The sequence below is a fragment of the Streptomyces sp. NBC_01546 genome, from assembly GCF_045208355.1.
Classification (GTDB): Bacteria; Actinomycetota; Actinomycetes; order Streptomycetales; family Streptomycetaceae; genus Streptomyces.
In genome coordinates, this window is sequence record NZ_CP109380.1 from 307,852 (window position 1) to 325,969 (window position 18,118).

The 18,118-nt window shown below is 70.2% G+C and carries 19 protein-coding genes, 1 pseudogene and 1 riboswitch; of the genes and pseudogenes, 10 read left to right on the forward strand and 10 right to left on the reverse strand.

From position 1 onward, the window contains the following. Window positions 1–77 precede the first annotated feature (77 nt). The 3 genes and pseudogenes from OHA89_RS40125 to dnaB form a co-directional block, all read left to right on the forward strand. Entirely contained in the window at window positions 78–1,787 is a 1,710-nt protein-coding gene (locus tag OHA89_RS40125; RefSeq protein ID WP_406368904.1) for a hypothetical protein, read from the forward strand. Next, a complete protein-coding gene (locus tag OHA89_RS40130) occupies window positions 1,787–2,413 on the forward strand; it encodes a DciA family protein (protein ID WP_331761872.1) in 627 nt (208 codons plus the stop codon). Before OHA89_RS40125 ends, OHA89_RS40130 begins: the two co-directional genes overlap by 1 nt. Before the next feature lie 364 nt (window positions 2,414–2,777). Further along, a pseudogene (dnaB, locus tag OHA89_RS40135) lies at window positions 2,778–4,100 on the forward strand (replicative DNA helicase); the annotation flags it as partial. A 228-nt stretch (window positions 4,101–4,328) separates the two neighbouring features. On the opposite strand, the gene OHA89_RS40140 reads toward dnaB, so the two are convergent. The 3 genes from OHA89_RS40140 to OHA89_RS40150 form a co-directional block, all read right to left on the reverse strand. Continuing rightward, entirely contained in the window at window positions 4,329–4,643 is a 315-nt protein-coding gene (locus OHA89_RS40140; RefSeq protein ID WP_406368906.1) for a hypothetical protein, read from the reverse strand. 290 nt (window positions 4,644–4,933) lie between these two features. Next, window positions 4,934–5,347, reverse strand: coding sequence for a hypothetical protein (locus OHA89_RS40145; RefSeq protein ID WP_406368908.1), 414 nt, complete (start codon window positions 5,345–5,347; stop codon window positions 4,934–4,936). 157 nt (window positions 5,348–5,504) lie between these two features. Next, window positions 5,505–5,741, reverse strand: coding sequence for a hypothetical protein (locus OHA89_RS40150; RefSeq protein ID WP_331761877.1), 237 nt, complete (start codon window positions 5,739–5,741; stop codon window positions 5,505–5,507). Between the two features lie 250 nt (window positions 5,742–5,991). Between OHA89_RS40150 and OHA89_RS40155 the strand changes: the two genes are divergently transcribed. Both OHA89_RS40155 and OHA89_RS40160 read left to right on the forward strand, forming a co-directional pair. Next, window positions 5,992–6,207 carry a hypothetical protein gene (locus OHA89_RS40155; protein ID WP_331761878.1) on the forward strand — a complete coding sequence of 72 codons (216 nt, stop codon included), beginning with the start codon at window positions 5,992–5,994 and terminating at the stop codon, window positions 6,205–6,207. Between the two features lie 50 nt (window positions 6,208–6,257). Continuing rightward, window positions 6,258–6,722 (forward strand): hypothetical protein, encoded by a 465-nt coding sequence (locus OHA89_RS40160; RefSeq protein WP_331761879.1) that lies wholly within the window; start codon window positions 6,258–6,260, stop codon window positions 6,720–6,722. Between the two features lie 88 nt (window positions 6,723–6,810). Here the strand turns inward: OHA89_RS40160 and OHA89_RS40165 are convergent, their stop codons facing one another. After that, window positions 6,811–7,707 (reverse strand): recombinase family protein, encoded by an 897-nt coding sequence (locus tag OHA89_RS40165; protein ID WP_331761880.1) that lies wholly within the window; start codon window positions 7,705–7,707, stop codon window positions 6,811–6,813. 282 nt (window positions 7,708–7,989) lie between these two features. Here OHA89_RS40165 and OHA89_RS40170 point away from each other — a divergent pair, with 282 nt between their 5' ends. Further along, the gene (locus OHA89_RS40170; protein ID WP_257552065.1) at window positions 7,990–8,859 is read left to right on the forward strand and encodes an IS5 family transposase; all 870 of its coding nucleotides are present in this window, start codon (window positions 7,990–7,992) and stop codon (window positions 8,857–8,859) included. Between the two features lie 98 nt (window positions 8,860–8,957). On the opposite strand, the gene OHA89_RS40175 is transcribed toward OHA89_RS40170, so the two are convergent. Continuing rightward, window positions 8,958–10,031 (reverse strand): hypothetical protein, encoded by a 1,074-nt coding sequence (locus OHA89_RS40175; RefSeq protein WP_331761884.1) that lies wholly within the window; start codon window positions 10,029–10,031, stop codon window positions 8,958–8,960. A 125-nt stretch (window positions 10,032–10,156) separates the two neighbouring features. Here OHA89_RS40175 and OHA89_RS40180 point away from each other — a divergent pair, with 125 nt between their 5' ends. Then, the gene (locus tag OHA89_RS40180; protein ID WP_331761886.1) at window positions 10,157–10,402 is read left to right on the forward strand and encodes a hypothetical protein; all 246 of its coding nucleotides are present in this window, start codon (window positions 10,157–10,159) and stop codon (window positions 10,400–10,402) included. A gap of 163 nt (window positions 10,403–10,565) precedes the next feature. Further along, window positions 10,566–11,171, forward strand: coding sequence for a hypothetical protein (locus OHA89_RS40185; RefSeq protein ID WP_331761888.1), 606 nt, complete (start codon window positions 10,566–10,568; stop codon window positions 11,169–11,171). A gap of 134 nt (window positions 11,172–11,305) precedes the next feature. Here the strand turns inward: OHA89_RS40185 and OHA89_RS40190 are convergent, their stop codons facing one another. From OHA89_RS40190 to OHA89_RS40205, 4 genes are all read right to left on the reverse strand, one after another. After that, entirely contained in the window at window positions 11,306–12,088 is a 783-nt protein-coding gene (locus OHA89_RS40190; protein ID WP_331761891.1) for a hypothetical protein, read from the reverse strand. 123 nt (window positions 12,089–12,211) lie between these two features. After that, the gene (locus OHA89_RS40195; protein WP_331761893.1) at window positions 12,212–13,111 is read right to left on the reverse strand and encodes a hypothetical protein; all 900 of its coding nucleotides are present in this window, start codon (window positions 13,109–13,111) and stop codon (window positions 12,212–12,214) included. Between the two features lie 199 nt (window positions 13,112–13,310). Next, on the reverse strand, window positions 13,311–14,117 hold the full coding sequence (locus OHA89_RS40200) for a hypothetical protein (RefSeq protein ID WP_331761895.1): 807 nt from the start codon (window positions 14,115–14,117) through the stop codon (window positions 13,311–13,313). 8 nt (window positions 14,118–14,125) lie between these two features. Then, window positions 14,126–15,301, reverse strand: coding sequence for a JmjC domain-containing protein (locus OHA89_RS40205; RefSeq protein WP_331761897.1), 1,176 nt, complete (start codon window positions 15,299–15,301; stop codon window positions 14,126–14,128). 356 nt (window positions 15,302–15,657) lie between these two features. Between OHA89_RS40205 and OHA89_RS40210 the strand changes: the two genes are divergently transcribed. Next, the gene (locus OHA89_RS40210) at window positions 15,658–16,902 is read left to right on the forward strand and encodes a transcriptional regulator (RefSeq protein ID WP_331761899.1); all 1,245 of its coding nucleotides are present in this window, start codon (window positions 15,658–15,660) and stop codon (window positions 16,900–16,902) included. A gap of 100 nt (window positions 16,903–17,002) precedes the next feature. Then, window positions 17,003–17,158, forward strand: a riboswitch (cobalamin riboswitch). Window positions 17,159–17,333: 175 nt separating this feature from the next. Beyond that, a complete protein-coding gene (locus OHA89_RS40215) occupies window positions 17,334–17,582 on the forward strand; it encodes a hypothetical protein (RefSeq protein WP_331761901.1) in 249 nt (82 codons plus the stop codon). 76 nt (window positions 17,583–17,658) lie between these two features. On the opposite strand, the gene OHA89_RS40220 is transcribed toward OHA89_RS40215, so the two are convergent. Then, window positions 17,659–17,883 carry a hypothetical protein gene (locus OHA89_RS40220; protein WP_331761903.1) on the reverse strand — a complete coding sequence of 75 codons (225 nt, stop codon included), beginning with the start codon at window positions 17,881–17,883 and terminating at the stop codon, window positions 17,659–17,661. Between the last annotated feature and the right edge of the window lie 235 nt (window positions 17,884–18,118).

Sequence of the window (18,118 nt, forward strand, 5' to 3'; positions counted from 1 at the left end):
TCGCTGTGATGATCCCCGCCCCTCGCTCGTCCATGTCTGCTGCCCAGGCCGAGTCAGTGACGGTGCGTCGGCAGCGGGTGAAGGTACCGATGCGGCTGGTGTCGTCGCCGTTCTACGCGGATGTCGCGCTGTCGGTGTACGTGAAGGTGAAGGCGCTGGCCGCGCGCCCGGAGGGGTGTCAGGCGCGGTCGTCGACGATCGCCTTGTACCTGGGACTGTCGGTGGCGTCGGTGGAGCGAGGGTTGAAGCAGCTGCTGGGTCCGAGTACGGACGGTGTAGTGGAGCTGCGTTCGGAGCGGCGGACGATGCCGGGTGGCCGGGGGCTGTCCGCGCTGCGGTCGGTGCGGCCGATGTCGCGGGCGGAGGCATTCGTGTGGCTGCCGGTGGCGGCTTCGGAGGACCTCACGCCGAGGCAGCTGCGGGCGTACGCGGTGATCGCGTTCGCAGAGCAGATGGGCATCGCCCTGACCGAGCAGGACCTGGCCGGATACCTGTGCCACCACTCGGGGAAGAAGGCCGGCCAGCCCATCACAGCGGCGGCGGCCGGTGAGGTCGTCGACGGCCTGGAGGCGGCGAAGTGGGTGACGGTGCAGCGGCGCGCGGGCGCGCAGGGCCGTCACAGGTTCATCGCCCACGACATCGCCCCGGCGGCCGCTGTCGGGGTCGGCGAGCCGGTCGCGGCCGCCGCCTCGGAGGGGGTCCAGGAGTGCCTGCAGAAGCCCGTGCACGACTCTGCGGCGGACTCGGGTAGTTCGCTGGTTGGTGAGGGATCGGGTCTGTCGTTTGGTGAGGGATCCCTCGCGTATAAGGAATCACCTAAGACTGACTCACCTGATGACGAGCGTGCACTCATCTCACACGCCGTAGGCGAGGTACAGGTAGTTGAGGGCGCTGAGGCTGTGGAAAATCCGGCTGACGCCGCGGCACGTTCGGACAGCGAGGGTGATGTCGCGCTGCGCGCGGGTGAGACCAGCCAGCCCTCCTCGAAGCCGAACGGCGAAAAGCGCAGCAGCAAGGGCCAGGGGGCATCCCGATCGGCCTACACCGGACCGCAACTGGCCATGAGCCCAGAGATCTACTCCGTGCTGGAGCCGGTCCACGTGTTGCTGAAGAGTGTGACCAACGATTTCGTCGTCCGGAAGATCGCCCGCGAGGTGGGCAGGCAACTGCGCGAGGGAACCGTTGCCGACCGACTCCACCACCGGCTCACGGCCCGCCTGGCCAAGGTGATGATCTCCGACATCCGCGATCCCGGCCGGTGGCTGCTCGGCGTGGCCCTGCCCCGCTGGGGCTGCGGCCACCAGGACTGCGAGTCCGGCATCATCTGGCGGACCGGCGCGGCCTGCGAGCTCTGCGCCGAGACGGCCCAGGACCGGTTCGCCGCCCGCCAGCGCGAACAGCGCCTGGAGCAGGGCCTGTGCCCCCAGCACGGCACCCGCCCCGGCCCGTCCGGGCGCTGCGCCGACTGCGAGCTGGATGCAGCGCTCCGGCGCTCCGCGCGGGTCCCGGCGCCCCGGGAGCCCGAAGGCCCGCCTCGCTCCTCGTGCGGTGGTTGCGGATGTGTGATCTTCCTGACCGGCCGGGCCGTCAACACCGGGCTGTGCAAGCTCTGCCGCGAGGAGGCCAACACCCTGTCCGCCGCCGAGCCCGCAGCCACCGCTGCGCCGTCGATGCCGGGGACCTGCTCCGGCCGAGACGGTGAAGTGCCCTGCACCCGCAGGGCCCTGCCGACCCGCAGCGTCTGCCTCTCCCACCGCTCCCAGGAACTCGCCGCGGAGGTGGCGTGATGAGCCAGACCCTCCAGCCCAGCGGCGTGGACCTGGCCCGGGTCGCACTGCGGGCCGCGCGGGAGGCCGTCAAGAAGAGCGGCGCCCTCACGGCCAAGAGCAAGCTGCGGCTGACCCGGACGCTCCGGCGCGACGGCCGGGCCCCCTTGGGCCTGGGCGAGGCGTTCACCGCGCTCATCGCCGAGCGCGGCTGGGATGCCCCGACGGTCGGCGCCAGGCTGTGCGATCGGTGGGCGGCCCTCGTCCCCGGCCTCGCCGCACATGTCACCGCTCTCGCCTTCTACCTGGACTCCGGTCAGCTCACCGTCTGCCCGGAGTCGACGGCTTGGGCAACGAGGACGCGCCTGGAGCAGATCCGCGTCATCGAGGCCATCAACAGGGCAGCGGGCCGCACCGTCGTGCGGGCCCTGCGGATTCTGCCGCCCGGTGCCGTTCCCGCACCCGACCGTGCTGGTATGGCTCCGGTGGCCCTGGCCGACGCCACCACGGGCCCGGTGAAGACGCGGGAGACGGCATCCGCCGGCTACCGCCGCGCGCTCGCTGCGCATCAGGCGGTCGCATCGCCGCGCGGGGTGGATCCGGCGATTGCGGAGGCGGTGGAGCGGGCAGGTGAAGGCAATGCGTGAGCTCAGCCGCAGGGCCTTCCCCGAGCCTGACATCGCGCTGGCACCGATCGAGGCGACACGAGCCGAGCGGCGCCGTCATGCCGAAGCGGTCCGGCTGCCGTGCGGCGAGCGCGGGCCGAGAAGTCCGCGATGCTGCGCCGAGAAGCCCCACCCGCGCTCGGCGGGACGGCGTAGGTTGCATCCGCCCGCAGTCCACGGTCTGGGCAGCGGGAACCCGTCTGGAGCAGGCGCGCCATCAAGGCCGGGTCGCAGCGGGGTCTTTCTGGAAGGCACCATCCGTATCCGAGCTGCTCGCTACGCTGAGCCCTACATGATCAAGTGAAGCGGGGGACGGGATCCAGTGAGCTCCGACCAGGGACACGCCGAAGGGCAACCGCCGCACGACCTCACGGCAGAGCGAGCCCTCCTTGGCGAGATGCTCATCTCCACGGATGCGATCACCGACGTTGTGGAGACCCTCCACGGGTACGACTTCTACCGGCCGGCACACGAGTCGATCTACCTGGCCATCCTTGAGGTCTACGGGCGCAACGAACCCGTAGACACCATGACCGTGCGCCAAGTCCTGGCCGACCGCGGCACCCTCGCACAGGCCGGCGGCGTCGAGTACCTACTCAACCTGGCGAAGCGGCCAGCACGAGGCAAAGGCGCCACCACCTACGCCCAACGCGTACTGGCAACGGCCACCCTGCGCCGGATGATGGCCGCGGCCCGCCGCATGGAAGAGCTTGCTTCCACTGGCGCAGCCGAAAACGTGGACGAGATTGTCGACGAAGCGCAGGCAGAGGTGTTCGCCGCGACAGCACGGCCGTCCTCCCTACAACCGGCCCTGACGCTGAGTGACATCATGGAAGGAGCCCTCGACGAGATCGAACTGATCGGAAGCCGCAACGGGCAGCTCCCCGGCGTCCCGACAGGATTCCGAGACCTTGACGCTCTCACCGGAGGGTTCCAAGGCGGCCAGCTGATCGTGCTGGCTGGCCGGCCGGCGATGGGCAAGTCCACGCTCGCCCTGGACTTCCTGCGTGAGGCCTCCATCAAGAGGAATCTCCCCTCGGTCTTGTTCACCCTTGAGGCCGGTCAGAACGAAGTCGCCATGCGACTGCTCTCCGCCGAGGCCCGCGTAGCGCTGCACGCCATGCGGTCCGGCAAGATGGTTGACAGCGACTGGGAACGCCTCGCCCGGCGTATGCCCGACGTGTCCGCCGCTCCGCTATTCATCCAGGATCGCGCCTACTCAACCCTGGTCGACGTGCGGGCCCAGAGCCGACGCCTTCGCAGCCAACGGCACATCGCGCTCATCGTCGTCGACGCCCTGCACATGCTGAGCTACGGCACACGCCCCTTCTCCTCCCGCTACGAGGAAATCTCCGAGATCGCCCGGTGCCTGAAGCTCCTGGCAAAGGAACTGGACGTCCCCGTCGTCGCGGTCTCCCAGCTCAACCGGGGCCCCGAACAACGCAGCGACAAAAGACCCATGATCAGCGACCTGCGCGACTCCGGCGCGCTTGAGGACAACGCCGACATCGTGATCTTGCTGCACCGTGAAGACGCCTACGAGAAGGAGTCGCCTCGAGCCGGCGAAGCCGACCTGATCGTGGCCAAACACAGAAACGGCCCCACGGCTACCTGCACGGTGGCCTTCCAAGGCCACTACTCCCGCTTCGTCGACATGGCGCAGACCTGACACGTCCTGTTGTGGGATCTCATTTCCCGTGTCGGAATCACGGTCGATGTCGGATCCGACATCGCGGTGAGACACCGTAGTGCTGTGCCAGGGAAGTTCCGCCGCCGCTTCGGTCGTCGCGCACAACACGCTGTGCCCATGGCCGCGCCGCCCACCTCTGGGTAGGTGGCGCGGCCGTACACCACACTGGCCTGTTCAAGTCGCTGCCGGAGGATGGTGCTGATCTTGTTACGAGGTGCGGTAGCGGTCGTGCAGGATCTCGACCGTGTTGGTCCACACGCCGTCGGCCTGCTGGGGCAGATGATGACCGGCATGGTCGGCCAGTCGGCGGTAGAGCGGGTGCATGCCTCCCGCCTCATCGGTGATCAGGGCAGTGAGCAGAGCTGGGCGTTGAGGCTTCGGGCTGTGGGGACGAGCAGTGGGCTTGACTCGCCGAAGCACCTGCACCTGATCGGATTCCGTCAGCTTGCTCAGCCCCTTGACCTGGCCACACAGGCTGGTGAACGTCACGGTCTTCCCCAGCCGGGCAGCGTGTTCCAGCACGTCCCGGACACCGTCGGCGAAGCAGGCCGCGCTCGGGCCCGGAAGCGGCGGGCGGGGTACGCGGTGGCTGGCTGGGCAGGGGTAGCCGCAGGTCACGCGGTATCGGAGCAGACAATGTGGGAGCGGCCTGCCATGCCTGGATCTGGCCGCGTTGGTGATCGGTAAGCCAGCTGGCTGCCTGCTGCGCGGCCTGCGTGAGCTGGTTGCGCTGGCGGGTCGCGATACCGCGGAGGCCGCGGGCTTTCTGCTGCGCGAGATCGCCCAGCAACCGCTCGACCTTCTGCAGGGCCTTACGCTCGTACCGCCCGGTTCAGCCAACGGCGGATCTCCGTGCGGCTGCGGCCGTCGTTGACCACCTGTTTGAGGGCCGTTATGACGGCCGCGCGGTCCTCCGACGGAATGTCGTGCGCCTCGTCGCTGTCCTGGACGGTCGGCCGGGCCTGCGGCGGTGCGGTTTTGGGCGTCCTCACGCCGATGGGTCGCCGCGTGGTGCGCAGTCGGCGGATCTCGTCTACAGCCGGGGTGGTCAAGCCTGAGTCGGTGAGCTCCACTTCGTGCAGCTCGAACCACTCGGTGGTGCCGCCGTGGCGTTCGGTGGCGACCTGGATCCGGCGGCGGGTGTCGTCGGGGACGAACTGGATGCGGTTGACGTATCCCTGCTGCAGCAGCACGTCCGGGTCTGACGTCATCTCGGGGCCGAGCACCAGGCGCGTGGCGTCCCCTCCCGTCGGCGCGGGGAGGCCGGGTGTCTCGGAGAGCAGGACCCGCAGGTTGGTGCGCCCGGCGGGGGTGAAGATGACTTCTCCGCCGATCGTGCCGTCCGCATCACGGGGGATGGCGGCGGTGGCGGTGATGTCCTGCTCAGAGCCAGTTCAGGAGGTTGTGCTTGATGTACAGGTGGTCCGCGCTGGAGACTCCGGACGCCTTCCGGGCGCAGGTGGAGGTGTGCTCGGGGTCGGGCACGTGGGCGAAGTGGCAGGCGCGATCGGTGTACAGCTTGGTGGTGAGCTGGTGGCCGCACCCGCCCAGCCACACCCCGCACCAGTAGGTCTCGCTGGCATGGCGGGCCCGGAAATCGTCGAGCTCTATCGCTTCCATCGGAAGGACTACGGGGGGCTCGGAATCGGCGTGGCCGATCACTGCGGTCTGCACTCGGCGTTTGTCCGGGGCCATGCAACCTCCAGCCGTGCTGGAGACGGGATCCGTCTCCGGTTGGTGCCCGGCCACGCTGCCGGACGCCTAACTGACTGACGGTACCTCCCGCTACTGACAACGCCCGGCTTCTAGGGACCACGTTCGGCGGGGCCAGCACATCCGCAGCTCGGCGGCTGCCGTGCCGGTGGAACCTATGCCCCGCAAGCAGAGCATCGCCGCACAGCGCGCCCGCGAGACCCTCAGGCTGTCGGTCGATGGTTCGTGCGTCATGTGCGGAGACCCGCTGACCCGCGCCTTCGGCGTCTGGTCCGTTCCACCGCAGTTCTGCTCCGCAGCGTGTGCTCCGCCGCGCCCGCAGCCGGAGAAGGCCGCCGACCCGTGGATGGCGAACACGGACTCGACCACCTGACGAGCGCGCGCCGCCTTGAGCAAGCCGGATCAGGCCGGGAGGCTGCCGTCATGAGCAAGACCGAGTCGAAGAAGGTCGCCCGCCAGAACCGGGCGGCACAAGTGCAGGCATCCATCGGGGCCGTGGTCGCGTGCCCGCTGTGCCCTCACGTGACCGTGGAGAACGCCTTGGAGATCCTCACGACGGCGCTCGGCCCTAACGGCGGGCATGCCTGGTGGAACAGCACCAAGGTCGTACACGACCGTGCTTTGCAGCTCACTGGTGATCCGGCATGGCGGGAGCGCGCGCTGAGCTGGATCGACGACTTCAACGAGTCGCACGGCCACGGACCGAGCTGGCGGCTGTTCTGGCGGGCACCGGTGCTCTGGCCAGCCGACACCACGGTGTCTCTGCTGAACACCGTGATGCGGCAGCTCAACGAGGGCGGGTACCTCGACGGGACGAGAACCCCGTTCGGGCTCCGCAGACGTACGGAGCTGACACAGACCACCCCGGAGCTGGCCAGAGCGGGTTGACCCCTGCCGCGGGCGTGAACACAGGCCAGCCAGCCCCTGTTGGTCCTATTGGCCCCAACAGGGGCTCACTGCTGATCTACGCCGCCGGTCAGCTGGTCTCGGTGGCGAGCGTGGCCGCGGCCACCTTGTCGTCGTGGTCGCGCAGCATCCGCATGACGGTCGCCGGCGAGGGGTGCTGGCCCTTCTTCTTGCCCGTGCGGATGACCAGGCGGGCGGCGCTCTCGCGGAGGGAGAGGCCTTCTTCGCGCAGGCTCAGGGCAGTGGCGAGCATGTCCTCGTCGGAGACCTTCACGCCGCCGATCGCCTTGCCCTTAGTGCGGGCGGTCTCCTGGCCCTCGAGAGTCTTGTCCCGGATGTAGTCGCGTTCGGCTTCAGCCATGGCGGCGAAGAACGCGAACAAGGCGGCTCCATAGCCGGCGGGGTCGTGCTTGCCCTGGAGGGGACCGGTCAGGAACTCCAGCTCGATCCCTGCATCTCGAAGCTCATCGGCGACCTTCAGCAGCTCCAGGGCACCGCGCCCGAGTCGCTTCATCTCGTGCACCACGAGCGCCACCTTCGCCCCCAAAGCCCTGTACTCGCGGGCGGAGGCGAGCGCGGCCCTCATCTCCGGCCGTTCCCGGACACGGGTGCTGACGTGTTCTTGGAACAGCCGGTGGATGCCTGCCGCATTTAGTGCGTCGATCTGGGACTGGATCTCCTGCTGCTTCGTGGACACCCGGGCGTAGCCGATACGGATCTCCGCGTCCAGGACGGGCGCGGTCGTTGTCGGCGCGGGCAGAGCAGCCCAGGCGGAGGCGGGGTGCCGGAGCGCGGGTGTGACGATGCGCAACTCGGAGCGGAGCGAGGGCACGAGCTGGAACCGGGCCGTGTGGTAGGCCACCGCAACCTTGTTGGCGGACGTTCGGCACGGAGATCCAGCCGGGACCTGGCAGGTGGACAGCGGGCAGCCGTTCGCCTCGACCAGGACATGAGGGTCGCGATTCATGCCCCAAGCGTTTCACGAGTACGTTCCACAAAACAAGACGGCTCATGAGAGGTCGTTTTCGTCTGTACTGCCCATATATGAGCTGATTCTCGGGGCGTGCGATGGCGGTGCGGAAGAGGTGGCAGGTGTGGCTGGGGCCTGTGGGTCGGGTGGGGTGACGGGTGGGGCGGGATGTGGCTTGTGCCTGTCTCATCCCAGGATGCCTGGCCTTCAAGGCTGTGTGCTTCCGCCGTCATTGCCATACGCCTGGGCGCACTCGGTCCGCGGCGATACGCCAGAAGCATGTCGACGCGACGTCCATATCCGAGTGATCTGTCCGATGCCCGCTGGGAGTTGATCGAGCCGGTGCTCTCGGCCTGGCGTCTCGAGCGCCGCGGCAGGGCCCTGGATATCGGTCGGCCGCCTGAGCACGACCTGCGCGACATTATGGACGCGATCTTGTACGTGGACCGGACCGGAGTTCAGTGGCGCTACCTGCCGCATGACTTCCCGCACTGGAACACGGTCTACGGGTACTTCGCCAAATGGGCCGACGAGGGCGTGTTCGCCCAGCTCAACGGCCTGCTCAGGCAGCTCCTGCGGGAGAAGGAGGGACGCGATGCCGAGCCGTCGGCCTGCGTGATCGACGCCCAGAGTGTCAAGACCTCCACCAGCGTTCATGCCTCCGGCCAGGGCATCGACGCCGGCAAGAAGATCGTCGGCCGCAAGCGGAGCATCGTCACCGACACACTCGGCCTTCTCCTCGCGGTGCTGGTCACCGCGGCGAGCGTGCAGGACTCGGTCGCCGGCACCCGGCTCCTGGACCAGGTCGCCGCCGAACATCCCCGCGTCCGCAAGGTCTGGGTCGACGGCGGCTATCGCCAGCACCTCGTCGAGCACGCAGCCGCCCTCGGTATCGACATGGAAATCACCGCCCGCAAGCCTGGGACCAGGGGCTTCACCCCGATCCCGAAACGGTGGGCGGTCGAGCGGACCTACGGCTGGCTCATGCTCCACCGCCGCCTGGCCCGCGACTACGAGACCCTGCCCGCCCGCTCCGAAGCCGTGATCCACGTTGCTATGGCCGACCTCATGGCCCGCCGTATCACCAGCGAGAACACCATCTCCTGGCGCGACCCGAAGAAGCCCACCAAACAGACCATCCCGGGATGAAACATCGGACGAAAACGACCTCTGAAACACACGCGCTCCAGATCACCCCACCGGCACGCAACGTTGGAACAGGGACCACTCATGAAACAGCCCGGGACTCACTTGACTGTCTGGCCTCCAGGTTCAGGTCGGTGGAACGCCAGTCGGTTAAGGGCGTGCACCGGGATCAGCGACGCTAGGAAGTCTGCGAACAGCTCCAGTTCGTCCAGCAGGCTCGGCTCCTCCAGGCACACCACGATGCGCGACCCGTCACCGCTGTCGTTCACCGCTCCGGGGGCGATTCCCCAGCGCGTCCACATCGGGTGCGCCTGCATCCGCTGGATGTTGGCGACTGGCATGGCGAAGTCGTGCCACGTGCCGAGCTGCTCCGCCGTCAGGGTGCCGGTGCGCAGCGCGTGGGCCAGCCTCGCGGAGTGCACGGCGGCAAGCTGAACGCGCCGGACCTGAGGGACAAGGCGGCATGCCCGGAGCAACAGGCCTTCAGGCGTGGATCGGACGAGGTCGCACTGGTCGCGGAACGTTGGCGCGGCAAGGAGCCGTCGGCGGGCGTCGGCTCTGATGTTCGCCTCAAGGCCGGGCGGCAGGGCTCCGACCTGGACGCCGCTCAGGCGGGACACGTTCTCTTTCAGAAGCTCCACCATGCCGTCGACCACGATCTCCAGGTCGTCTGTGTCGATCTCCTCGTCGGAGTCCCGGTAGAACAAGGCCACCGTTTCAGGCGAGTACGGCGACTCTTCCCGGACCGGGCCCGTCTCGACGTTCTCGAGGTTCCAGGTGCGCCCCGATCGCCGGGCTTTCCGTTCAGCGGCGCCCAGCCGGGCCATCGCTGCTTCTTTCGGTGAATCGGCCCGCACGTCCATGCCCAGACGTCGGCGCCCCGCTTCCAGGTTCTCGATGACAGCTTCGCGAAGGAGAGCTACATCCGGTTCGGACAGCGTGGCGATCAACGAGATCGGGCCCATCGTCAAGGTGCCCTGCCGCGCGTGATCGATGAGCACCCGCGCCCGCTCGACGATCTCTTCGCTGAGCTCCGATTCGCTGCCACCGCCGCCGGCGTAGGCACGGGGGAGTCGAGGCAGGAAGCCCCGCTTCTGCCACCGCTCGATCTGCGTCTGGGACGCCCCGGACAGCTCCATCAGCTCGCGCATTGCCGCGCTCGTGGTCCTCGCCATACGGCCGAGGGTAGAACCTCGCGAAGTTCCGGGATCGCCCCGTCCATAGCCCTGTTGGTGACATGACGTCGTGCCACTCGGCACAGACGGACCGCCAGTTCGGGCGGACGGAGAAGGAGAACGTCGTGACCATCCAGATCGCGCCGCTGGCGGCCCTGCTCATCGTCGTGGGCTACGCCGTCGGCTACTCGGTCTTCAAATACACCGCCCGGGGACATGGCGCCGCGGGGCGAGGGGACCTGGGGGCGTCCATTGCCTCGGGGGCCACCGTGGCGACACTCCTCGCGTTGTTGCTCGCCCCCGGCTTCGGACAGCCTGCAACACCTGCGTCGCCGGCGCCGAATCCGACTTCGGCCGCGACCACTCGGTAAGTGTGGACAGCAGTCCCCCGGGGAGATCCCACTCCTCGCGGCGGGCCACGCTCCGGAGAATCTTCCCCCCGCCTTCCTGTCCGCTGCCGCCTTTCCGCCCCGAAGGCCTGGAGGGCAGGGCGTCCTTCACGGGCGTGCTGCCCGCGAGCCGAGGGAGACGGCGATGGAGTGGATGGACGTGGTGCGGGCGCTGGCGGAGGACCCGCTGGCACGCCTGGTGGTGCGGGAGGGCGTCCGGGGGATCGCCCGGCGTGTGCTGCGCGGGCGCTTGGCGGAGGCCGCGCACAGTGAGGCGGGGCCGGTCACCACGGCCTCGGGTGCCGAGGGAACGGAGACAGTGGTGACGATGGTCGCGGACGGCAGGACGGGCGAGCAGCTCGCCGAGGGCCTGCTGCAGGGCGTGGGCAACGAGTGGATGCGGGCGGCAACCCGGCTACTGGGCAACCACCGTGACGGGTACTGGCTGCGGCGCTTCCTGCACGAGCAGGACCCCCAGCCGGAGCACCTCCGGTACGTCGACCGCACCGGCACGCACCCCAGCGTGAACTGGAACGGCATCTCCCAGCGGCTGATGGGCGAGATGGTCCTGACGGACCAGGTCATGATCGAGGCCTCCCGCAGCGAGATGGCCATGCTGCGCATCGCCATCTCTCTGGCCGGCGCGACGTTGCCCGTCAGCCTCCGGGGGGTCCTGGACGTCTTGGACGAGGGGGAGCTCCGTCTCGTCCAGCGGGCGATCACGGAGGCGGCGACCGGCAAGCAGGGCTGACCACAGAGGTTCGGGTTACGGCTCGCTGATCCGGCGCTGGCCCGGTTGAGCCCGTGCTGGAGGTCACCTCGCCGCAGGGGGCGAGGAGCAGCACCTCGCCGGCCGCCGTGCTCGGCGTCACCTGCTCGATGGTTTTAGTCGTTGACGCCGAGGATGGCGCGGGCCTGTTCGATGAGGTCGTTCATCGCCTGGTAGTGCCTGTCCCGGTGGCGGGCAAGCGCGGGGCGGAGGGGTTCGTAGTAGCAGTCGACCAGGAGAACGTCCTGCTCGTGCTCGGGCAGCTGAGGGACCTGGCGCAGCGCCTCCTCCGCCAAGGCGTGCAGCTCCAGGGCGTTGGGGGCGTCCGCGACGGCGGCGGTGCGGAAGGTCTCCAGCGCCGCGACAGCGCGGTAGAGGGGCGTGGCGTCGCCCTCGTGGGGTTCCAGCCTCTGCAGGTGGGTCATGGCGCGGTTGGACTCGGCGCGTTCGTGGGCGAAGTCGCTCAGGTTCCGCGTCGTCGTGGCGAGTTCCTTGACGGCGGGGAGCAGGCTCGTGGGGGCGCACAGTTCGACGGTTCCACGGGCCTGGATGAACGCCTCGTGGAGAGCGTTCGTGGTGGCGGCGTCTCCCGTCTCGCGGTACTGGCGGTCGAGGGCGCGCACGAGCTCGCGGGTGGCGCGGAGCAGGTCGGCTATCGCGGTGGTGCGCTGGTCACGCACGGCGGCGGCGTGGGCAGCGGTGGCCGCGCGGTCGCTCTGCTCGCGGACCGCCTGCAGGGTGGCGGCGGCCGCCGTTTCGGCGGCTTCCTTGGCGGCCTTGGCCTGGGCGAGTCCGCCCTTGGCTTGGATGTGCGATCCGAGCCAGGTGCCGCCGAACGCGGCCGCGACGGTGAGGAGGGCGAGGAGGATCGTGGAGTGGTCTTTCAGGAACGCGATCACACGCCCGATCCTCCCGTGGGGAGGAGGGCTCGGGACAGCCCTTCGCCGCGGGTGGCGAGGTGGAGCGCCTGTTCCGTTGATCCCCGAGGCCGTACTGGGGTGGCAACGGGCGCGAGCTGCGCGTTATCCACTCCGTAGCCGGGCAGCCTGCTGCTCTGCCCGGCGGTCCACGGCCGGGTCCACAGCCGTGAACGCACGCACGCGGAGGTGTCCGCCAGCGCCTGGGTCGGGGCCGCCGAGCGGGAGCAGGCCGACGTCCTGGGCGACGCCGTCGACCCACCGCCCGTCCGCGCCGGGGCTGCCTTGAAGCTGGCGGAGGACCGGCGCAGTGCCCAGGTAGACGATGCGGCGCTGCGCGTGGCGGTAGGCCCGCAGGATCGTCCGCAGTGCCGCCGTGGACTTGGGGGTCAGCTCGACCTCGACGGCGACCAGGGGCTGCCCTCCGGGCGGCACGGCAACCAGGTCCGGCCAGTGCACCGAGCGGGCGCCGACGGGTACGGCGAGCGTCTCGCCGCGCCGGGCTCCGGTGGGCACCCCGGGTACCCGCAGGGCCGCCAGGAGTTCGGCCGCCCGGCCTGACACGGCTTCGGCGGCGTGTATCTCCCGCTCGGAGAGCACGGTGTACCCGCCTGCCTCCAGGGCGATCCCGGCGTCCGCGACGGCCAGGCGGTGCAGCAGCCTCTCCCCCGGCGGCCGCGGAGCGCTCAGGCCGGTGCCCGCAATCCGGACGCCGCGCTCGGTCGGCCACACCACCGTCCGCGCCCACCGCACGTCCGCGCTCCGCTGCAGCAGCCCGGCCTCGACCATCAGCCGCACCCGCCGCCGGGCAGCCTCGATCCGCCCGCCCCAGCACGCGTACGCGGCCTGGTGGAGCGTCAGCGTGCTGTACCGGGTGGCCAGGCGCAGCAGCTGCTCGTCCTCCTCGGTGCGCTGCCAGCCGTCCCCGCGGGACTCGCCCGTTCCCCGGGTGCGCCGCCGGCGCTCCGCCCGCTCCCGGTAGACCCCCGTCGCTCTCGTCTCCACTGCCTTCCCCTCTCCCTGTAGTTGGCGCACGGCTGCGCATGTGTGCGCGGCGCGAAGGGGAGCGTGACCTGCGAAGCGGACACCGGCCGGAACGGGGGTCGTCCTCCGCCTGGCGGAGGACGACGGGGAGGACTCGACGGCGCACCGGGATCGAGGCCCATTGGGTCTAACAGGGCTAACCGGGGGTGAACAGGCGCGTCTAGAGACGGGCCAAGTGCTCGCGCACGGGGCTGGCGAGCTCGGCGTAGAAGTCGACGCGGTCCTGGGCCTGGAGGATCTGGGCGGCGACGGTCAGCAGGCCGGTGCGGGCCTCGGGGCGGTCCAGGATGGGGGCGAGCTCGGTGTGGATGTGGGCGGCCGCCTCGGGGACCAGCAGCGCGTACAGGTACAGGGTGGCGGCGTCGTAGCCGTACGGGGCGCGGCCCCATCCTTCCCAGTCCAGGATGTGCGGGCCGCGGGTGACGTTGCCGTAGTGGAGGTCTCCGTGGGCGGTGGACCAGGTGACGTCCTCGACCTGGTGGCCGGTGAACTGGGGGATGACGCGGCGCAGGTACTCCTCGCGTACGGCCTCGCGGTCCGCCGGCGGTGGCACGTCGGCGAGGGCGTCCAGGGCCGCCAGCATCTCCTTCCACCACGTCTCGGGCAGGCCCGGGTCCTCGTCGAGGACGGGGCGCGGGGAGACCATCGGGTCGGGGGCGAGGGCGTACAGCTCGGCCCGGTAGGCGTAGCCGTCGGTGGTCCAGTCCCGGATGCGGAACAGGTCGGGGCGTGGCACCGAGGCGGGCAGGGTGCGGGAGGTGGACGGGCCGTTCCACAGCGTGCCGCCCTCGGTGCCGGCCTCGGCGCAGACCAGGCGCAGCCAGTGCGGGCCCGCTGCGCCGGAGAGGGTCCGGCCCCGGTACCCCCACACCCGGCGGCCGGTGGCACGCAGGCCGAACTGGTCGGCGGCGTGCTGCTGGGCGGCCAGCATCCGGTCGACGGTGGCGGGGGCGGGGGCCTCGAACATGGCGGGTCCTACCTCGGCTGGGAGACGGCGGCCGCGTCCTTGGATACCAGCTCGGTGGCGAGCGCCGCGACCTGTTCCACGGTGAGGCCGGAGCGCTCGGCCAGCTCCCCGAAGGTGAGGCGGGCGCCGGAGACCAGGGCCTCCAAAGCGGGGCAGACGGAGGTGTGGAGCTCCCATTCGTGTCCGGCGGCGCGCAGCACGACGGCCTCGTCGGTTCCCTCCAGCGCGGCCCGGGCGGTGGTGAGGGCCAGGACCAGGTCGGGGTCGGCGGGGACGTCGCCGATGTACGGGAGGGAGGGGGCCGGGCGGCCGGGGTCGCGGGCGTCGAGGGAGGCGGCGAACTCCGAGACGATGTGGGGGTGGAGGGCCTCGGACACCTCCTTGCGCAGCTGCTCGGCGTAGGCGGTGCGCTCGGCGGGGCCGGCCACGGTGGGTACGTTCGCGCGCAGGGTGGGGGAGTGGAGGAGCTGTCCGGCGAGCCACACCAGGAGGTGGTGTCCGGTCGCCGGGGTCAGGCCGCACGTCAGATGCAGGGACCGGCCCTGGGTGGCGGCCACCGCGTGCCACCAGCCCCGCGGCACGTACAACATGTCCCCGGCCTGCAGAACCACCTCGGCGAGTGGCGGCCCCTCGGGCTTCTCGGGCGCTTCGACGTCCAGGCGGAGCGGGTCCGTACGAGTCGCCCCGTACAGGTTCCACCGCTTCGCCCCTTCGAGCTGGAAGATCACCGTGTCGTGGTCGTCCCAGTGGATCCCGAAGGCCTCGGTCGGGTGCCAGGACGCGTACAGGTTGGCCTGGACGTCGGTACGGAAGTGCCGCTCCAGCGCCTCGGCGAGGTCTTGGACGCCGGGGTGGAGCTTGTCGACCGCGTCCAGCACCAGGGAGGCGCCGTCAGTGATCTGCCGGTGGAGCCCGGAGGGTTCGACCCGCTGGCGGACCTCGGAGCGCTTGGTGACCGAGGTGTGCAGGTACTCGTACGGCGGGACCTGCTCCCCGTCGTTGAACAGGCGCAGGCGCGGGGCGTCCAGGCGGTGGCGGGCCACCAGGTCGTTCAGGTCGTCCCACGTGAACAGGCCGCGCAGCCCTGCGGCGGCCTGTGACCAGTGCTGGAAGGAGCGGCCGAAAGCCCCGGCGAGGAAGTCCCCGCCGAGGCTCCGGACCGCCGCGTCAATCGCGGTGGTCATGGTCGGCGATCAGTCGTTGCCGTCGCCCTTGCCGGTGCCCCCGCCGTCGGGGGTCCGGGTCGCGGCTCCCTTGATGGAGCGGCTGGAGAGGATCAGACCGTTCATGACGTACTCCTTCTCTCGTGTCGGATGGAGCGCTGGACGGCGCCCGCCGCCCCCAGGCGAAGCGGGCGCCCAGTGCGGGACAGGCCGGAGGGGGAGCCCCGTAAGGCGTTGTCCCGGCCGGTTCCGTTCGACCATTGAAGGTCCGGGGAAGACCACAGGGGAGAGCCGCACTGGGGGGCCGATTCCCGCTGCGGGGTGCCGCGTTGGGGGGCCAGGATGGTCTTCGACACCCAGACAGGGGAGGCCCCGGCATGGTGAGCCCGGACGGAATCGGCGAGCTGCTGCGCACCATCAGGGAGCGGGCGGATCGGACGCGCGAGCAGCAGGCCAAGCGCATGACCGCCGCCGGCCTCGTGTGCACGGTCGAGAACCTGAAGCGGTGGGAGACCGAGAAGCGATTACCGACTCCGGTCTGGCGTTCGGCGATCCGCGCCGTCTACGACCTGACCGACGAGCAGCTGGACCAGGCCCTGGACAACACCCGGTGGCACCGCAGGCAGCAGAGGAAGGAGAACGACGACGTGAAGCGACGCAAGCTGTTCACCCTCGCGGCGGCCACGGCGGGGTTCGCCGTGCTGCCCGGCATCGCGCAGGCCCGGGAGGGAATCGACACTGGCTTGGACGCCGACGCCGCCGGCGACCTCGCCTACCTCGAGGGCGCCTTCGAGCGGCACCGCGGCGGCTACAACGGCCGGGCCCCCGACGCGGTCCTGGGCGAGATGCGTGAGGACCTGGCGCTCCTCGCCACCGTCCTGCGCCGACCACACCCCGCGCGGGACCGCACCGACCTGGCGCGCACGGCCGCCGGAATCTCCGGCCTGGTGGCGATCGTCCAGCACGACCGGGGCGACCAGGCCGACGCGCACCGCTGGTTCGCCACTGCGGCGAAAGCCGCCCGCGAGTCCGGGGACCGGCGGATGACCGCCTGGGTCCTGGGGCGCCACGCTATGGTCGGCCTGAACTACGGCGCCCCGGCACAAGCCGCCCGCATCGCCGCCCTCGCCCGCCGGGAAGCCGGGACCCGCCCGTCCGGCGCGGCCGCGCTCGCGGCCGCCGTCAACGCCCGCGCCCTGGCCGCCGTCGGCGACATCCCCGGCGCCCGCCGCGCGGTCGACGACGTCCGCACCTTGGCTGAGCAGTTGGACGGCCCCGAGGCCGCCGACACCTGGTTCGGGTACCCCGCCCAGAAGCACGCGGTGCACCTGTCGCAGGCGTACACGCTGCTGGGCGACACCCGCGCCGCCTACCGGGCGCAGGACGAAGCCTTGGCCCTGACGACCTCGCCGTCGGTGATGACCCGCGCGCTGGTCGCCATGGACACCGCCGCGTGCCTGCGGGTGGACGGGGATCCGGGCGCGGCCGCCGAGATGGCCGCCGCCGTCTACGACTGGCTGCCGCCCGCGTACCGGGGCGGCCTGGTGCACTCCCGCGCCCAGCTGCTCCACCGGCACCTGGACGGAGCCCCGCGCCAACTACTCGGCGACGCCCTCACCTGATCGACCCATTGGGTCTAACAGGTGCACGCGGGAACTTCCTGAACGCCCCTTCTGGACACGTAACTGACCCCGGATTCCAGCTCCCGGGCGTGTCGCGGGGGGTGTGCGGAAACGGATCGGTTCCTGGACGGCACAGGCCGTATGATGGCCGTTGGACGCAGCAGGAGAATCCGGTGTGAATCCGGAACTGTCCCGCAACGGTATCCGCCCAACTGGGCGAGGAGTCCGAGGACCTGCCGACCAAGAACGTGCCGAGCGCCTACGCGCCCGGCTCTTCCTGGCTGGGCCTCGGGACACCTGTAACGAGGCTCGATTCGTAATGAATCGGGCCCTTTTGCTGTCCAACCCCGAGTTTCTCCAACGAAGAGCTGAGGTCTGCGTACGCGGACGAGTCACCGCCGTTCGACGGCGGACACAGCTTGGAGGACTTCGTGACCATTCAGATCGCGCCGCTGGCGGCCCTGCTCATCGTGGTGGCCTTCGCCGTCGGCATCTCGGTCTTCAAGTACACGGCGGGCAGCCAAGGGGCCGGCGGCCGCGGGGACCTGGTGGCGTCGATCGCCTCGGGGGCTGCCGTGGCCACGCTCCTCGGGCTTCTGCTGGCCCCTGGCTTCGGACAGACCCCGGCGGGGCCCGGGGCGCCCGAGGCCAACCCGGGCTCGGCCAAGCCCATCCGCTAGGCGCTCACGGTAACCAGGCACCGATCCGATCTCTGGCACAGCTGCCCCGAGCACTATGTGCTCGGGGCAGCGCTGATCACCGTTTGATGTTGATGGTGATTTGAACCCCTCCGGCACCGGCCAAGCCTGCGCCGATGACGGCCACGGCGGTGGCCAGCTCTATTTGGCCGATGACGGTCAGGATCACCGTCGCCACGACGGCCAGCAGCGCCGTCATGCCGGTGAACCAGCGCAGCAGGGTGGTCCGCGCCTGGAGCGATTGGGGCTGGGGAACAGCTGGGGTACGGTCGAGCGACGTCACTCGCTGGGTCTCCTCACTGCGGAGCGGCAGCCCGACGTCAGGTGAGAGGGAGACCGCGCCACGGGTCAGGCCGGCAAGCAGACCCCGGGGCAGCGGTCTCCCCTTCCCTTTCGAAGGGCTCTGATGGCGCCACTGTACGGAGGCCGGGTAGAGCCGATGCAACGCCACCGGTCCCCAAAACCGGTCCTCTCAACGCGAAGTGACGGCTTGAAGAGGGCTTCCGCAGCTGGTGGAA

What these genes read in the sequence shown, in the direction of transcription:
- OHA89_RS40130 (WP_331761872.1), top strand. Translation starts at nt 1,787, where the DNA reads ATGAGCCAGACCCTCCAGCCCAGCGGCGTGGACCTGGCCCGGGTCGCA.
- OHA89_RS40150 (WP_331761877.1), bottom strand. Translation starts at nt 5,741, where the DNA reads ATGGAAGCGATAGAGCTCGACGATTTCCGGGCCCGCCATGCCAGCGAG.
- OHA89_RS40155 (WP_331761878.1), top strand. Translation starts at nt 5,992, where the DNA reads ATGCCCCGCAAGCAGAGCATCGCCGCACAGCGCGCCCGCGAGACCCTC.
- OHA89_RS40160 (WP_331761879.1), top strand. Translation starts at nt 6,258, where the DNA reads ATGAGCAAGACCGAGTCGAAGAAGGTCGCCCGCCAGAACCGGGCGGCA.
- OHA89_RS40165 (WP_331761880.1), bottom strand. Translation starts at nt 7,707, where the DNA reads ATGAATCGCGACCCTCATGTCCTGGTCGAGGCGAACGGCTGCCCGCTG.
- OHA89_RS40170 (WP_257552065.1), top strand. Translation starts at nt 7,990, where the DNA reads ATGTCGACGCGACGTCCATATCCGAGTGATCTGTCCGATGCCCGCTGG.
- OHA89_RS40175 (WP_331761884.1), bottom strand. Translation starts at nt 10,031, where the DNA reads ATGGCGAGGACCACGAGCGCGGCAATGCGCGAGCTGATGGAGCTGTCC.
- OHA89_RS40185 (WP_331761888.1), top strand. Translation starts at nt 10,566, where the DNA reads ATGGAGTGGATGGACGTGGTGCGGGCGCTGGCGGAGGACCCGCTGGCA.
- OHA89_RS40200 (WP_331761895.1), bottom strand. Translation starts at nt 14,117, where the DNA reads ATGTTCGAGGCCCCCGCCCCCGCCACCGTCGACCGGATGCTGGCCGCC.
- OHA89_RS40205 (WP_331761897.1), bottom strand. Translation starts at nt 15,301, where the DNA reads ATGACCACCGCGATTGACGCGGCGGTCCGGAGCCTCGGCGGGGACTTC.
- OHA89_RS40210 (WP_331761899.1), top strand. Translation starts at nt 15,658, where the DNA reads ATGGTGAGCCCGGACGGAATCGGCGAGCTGCTGCGCACCATCAGGGAG.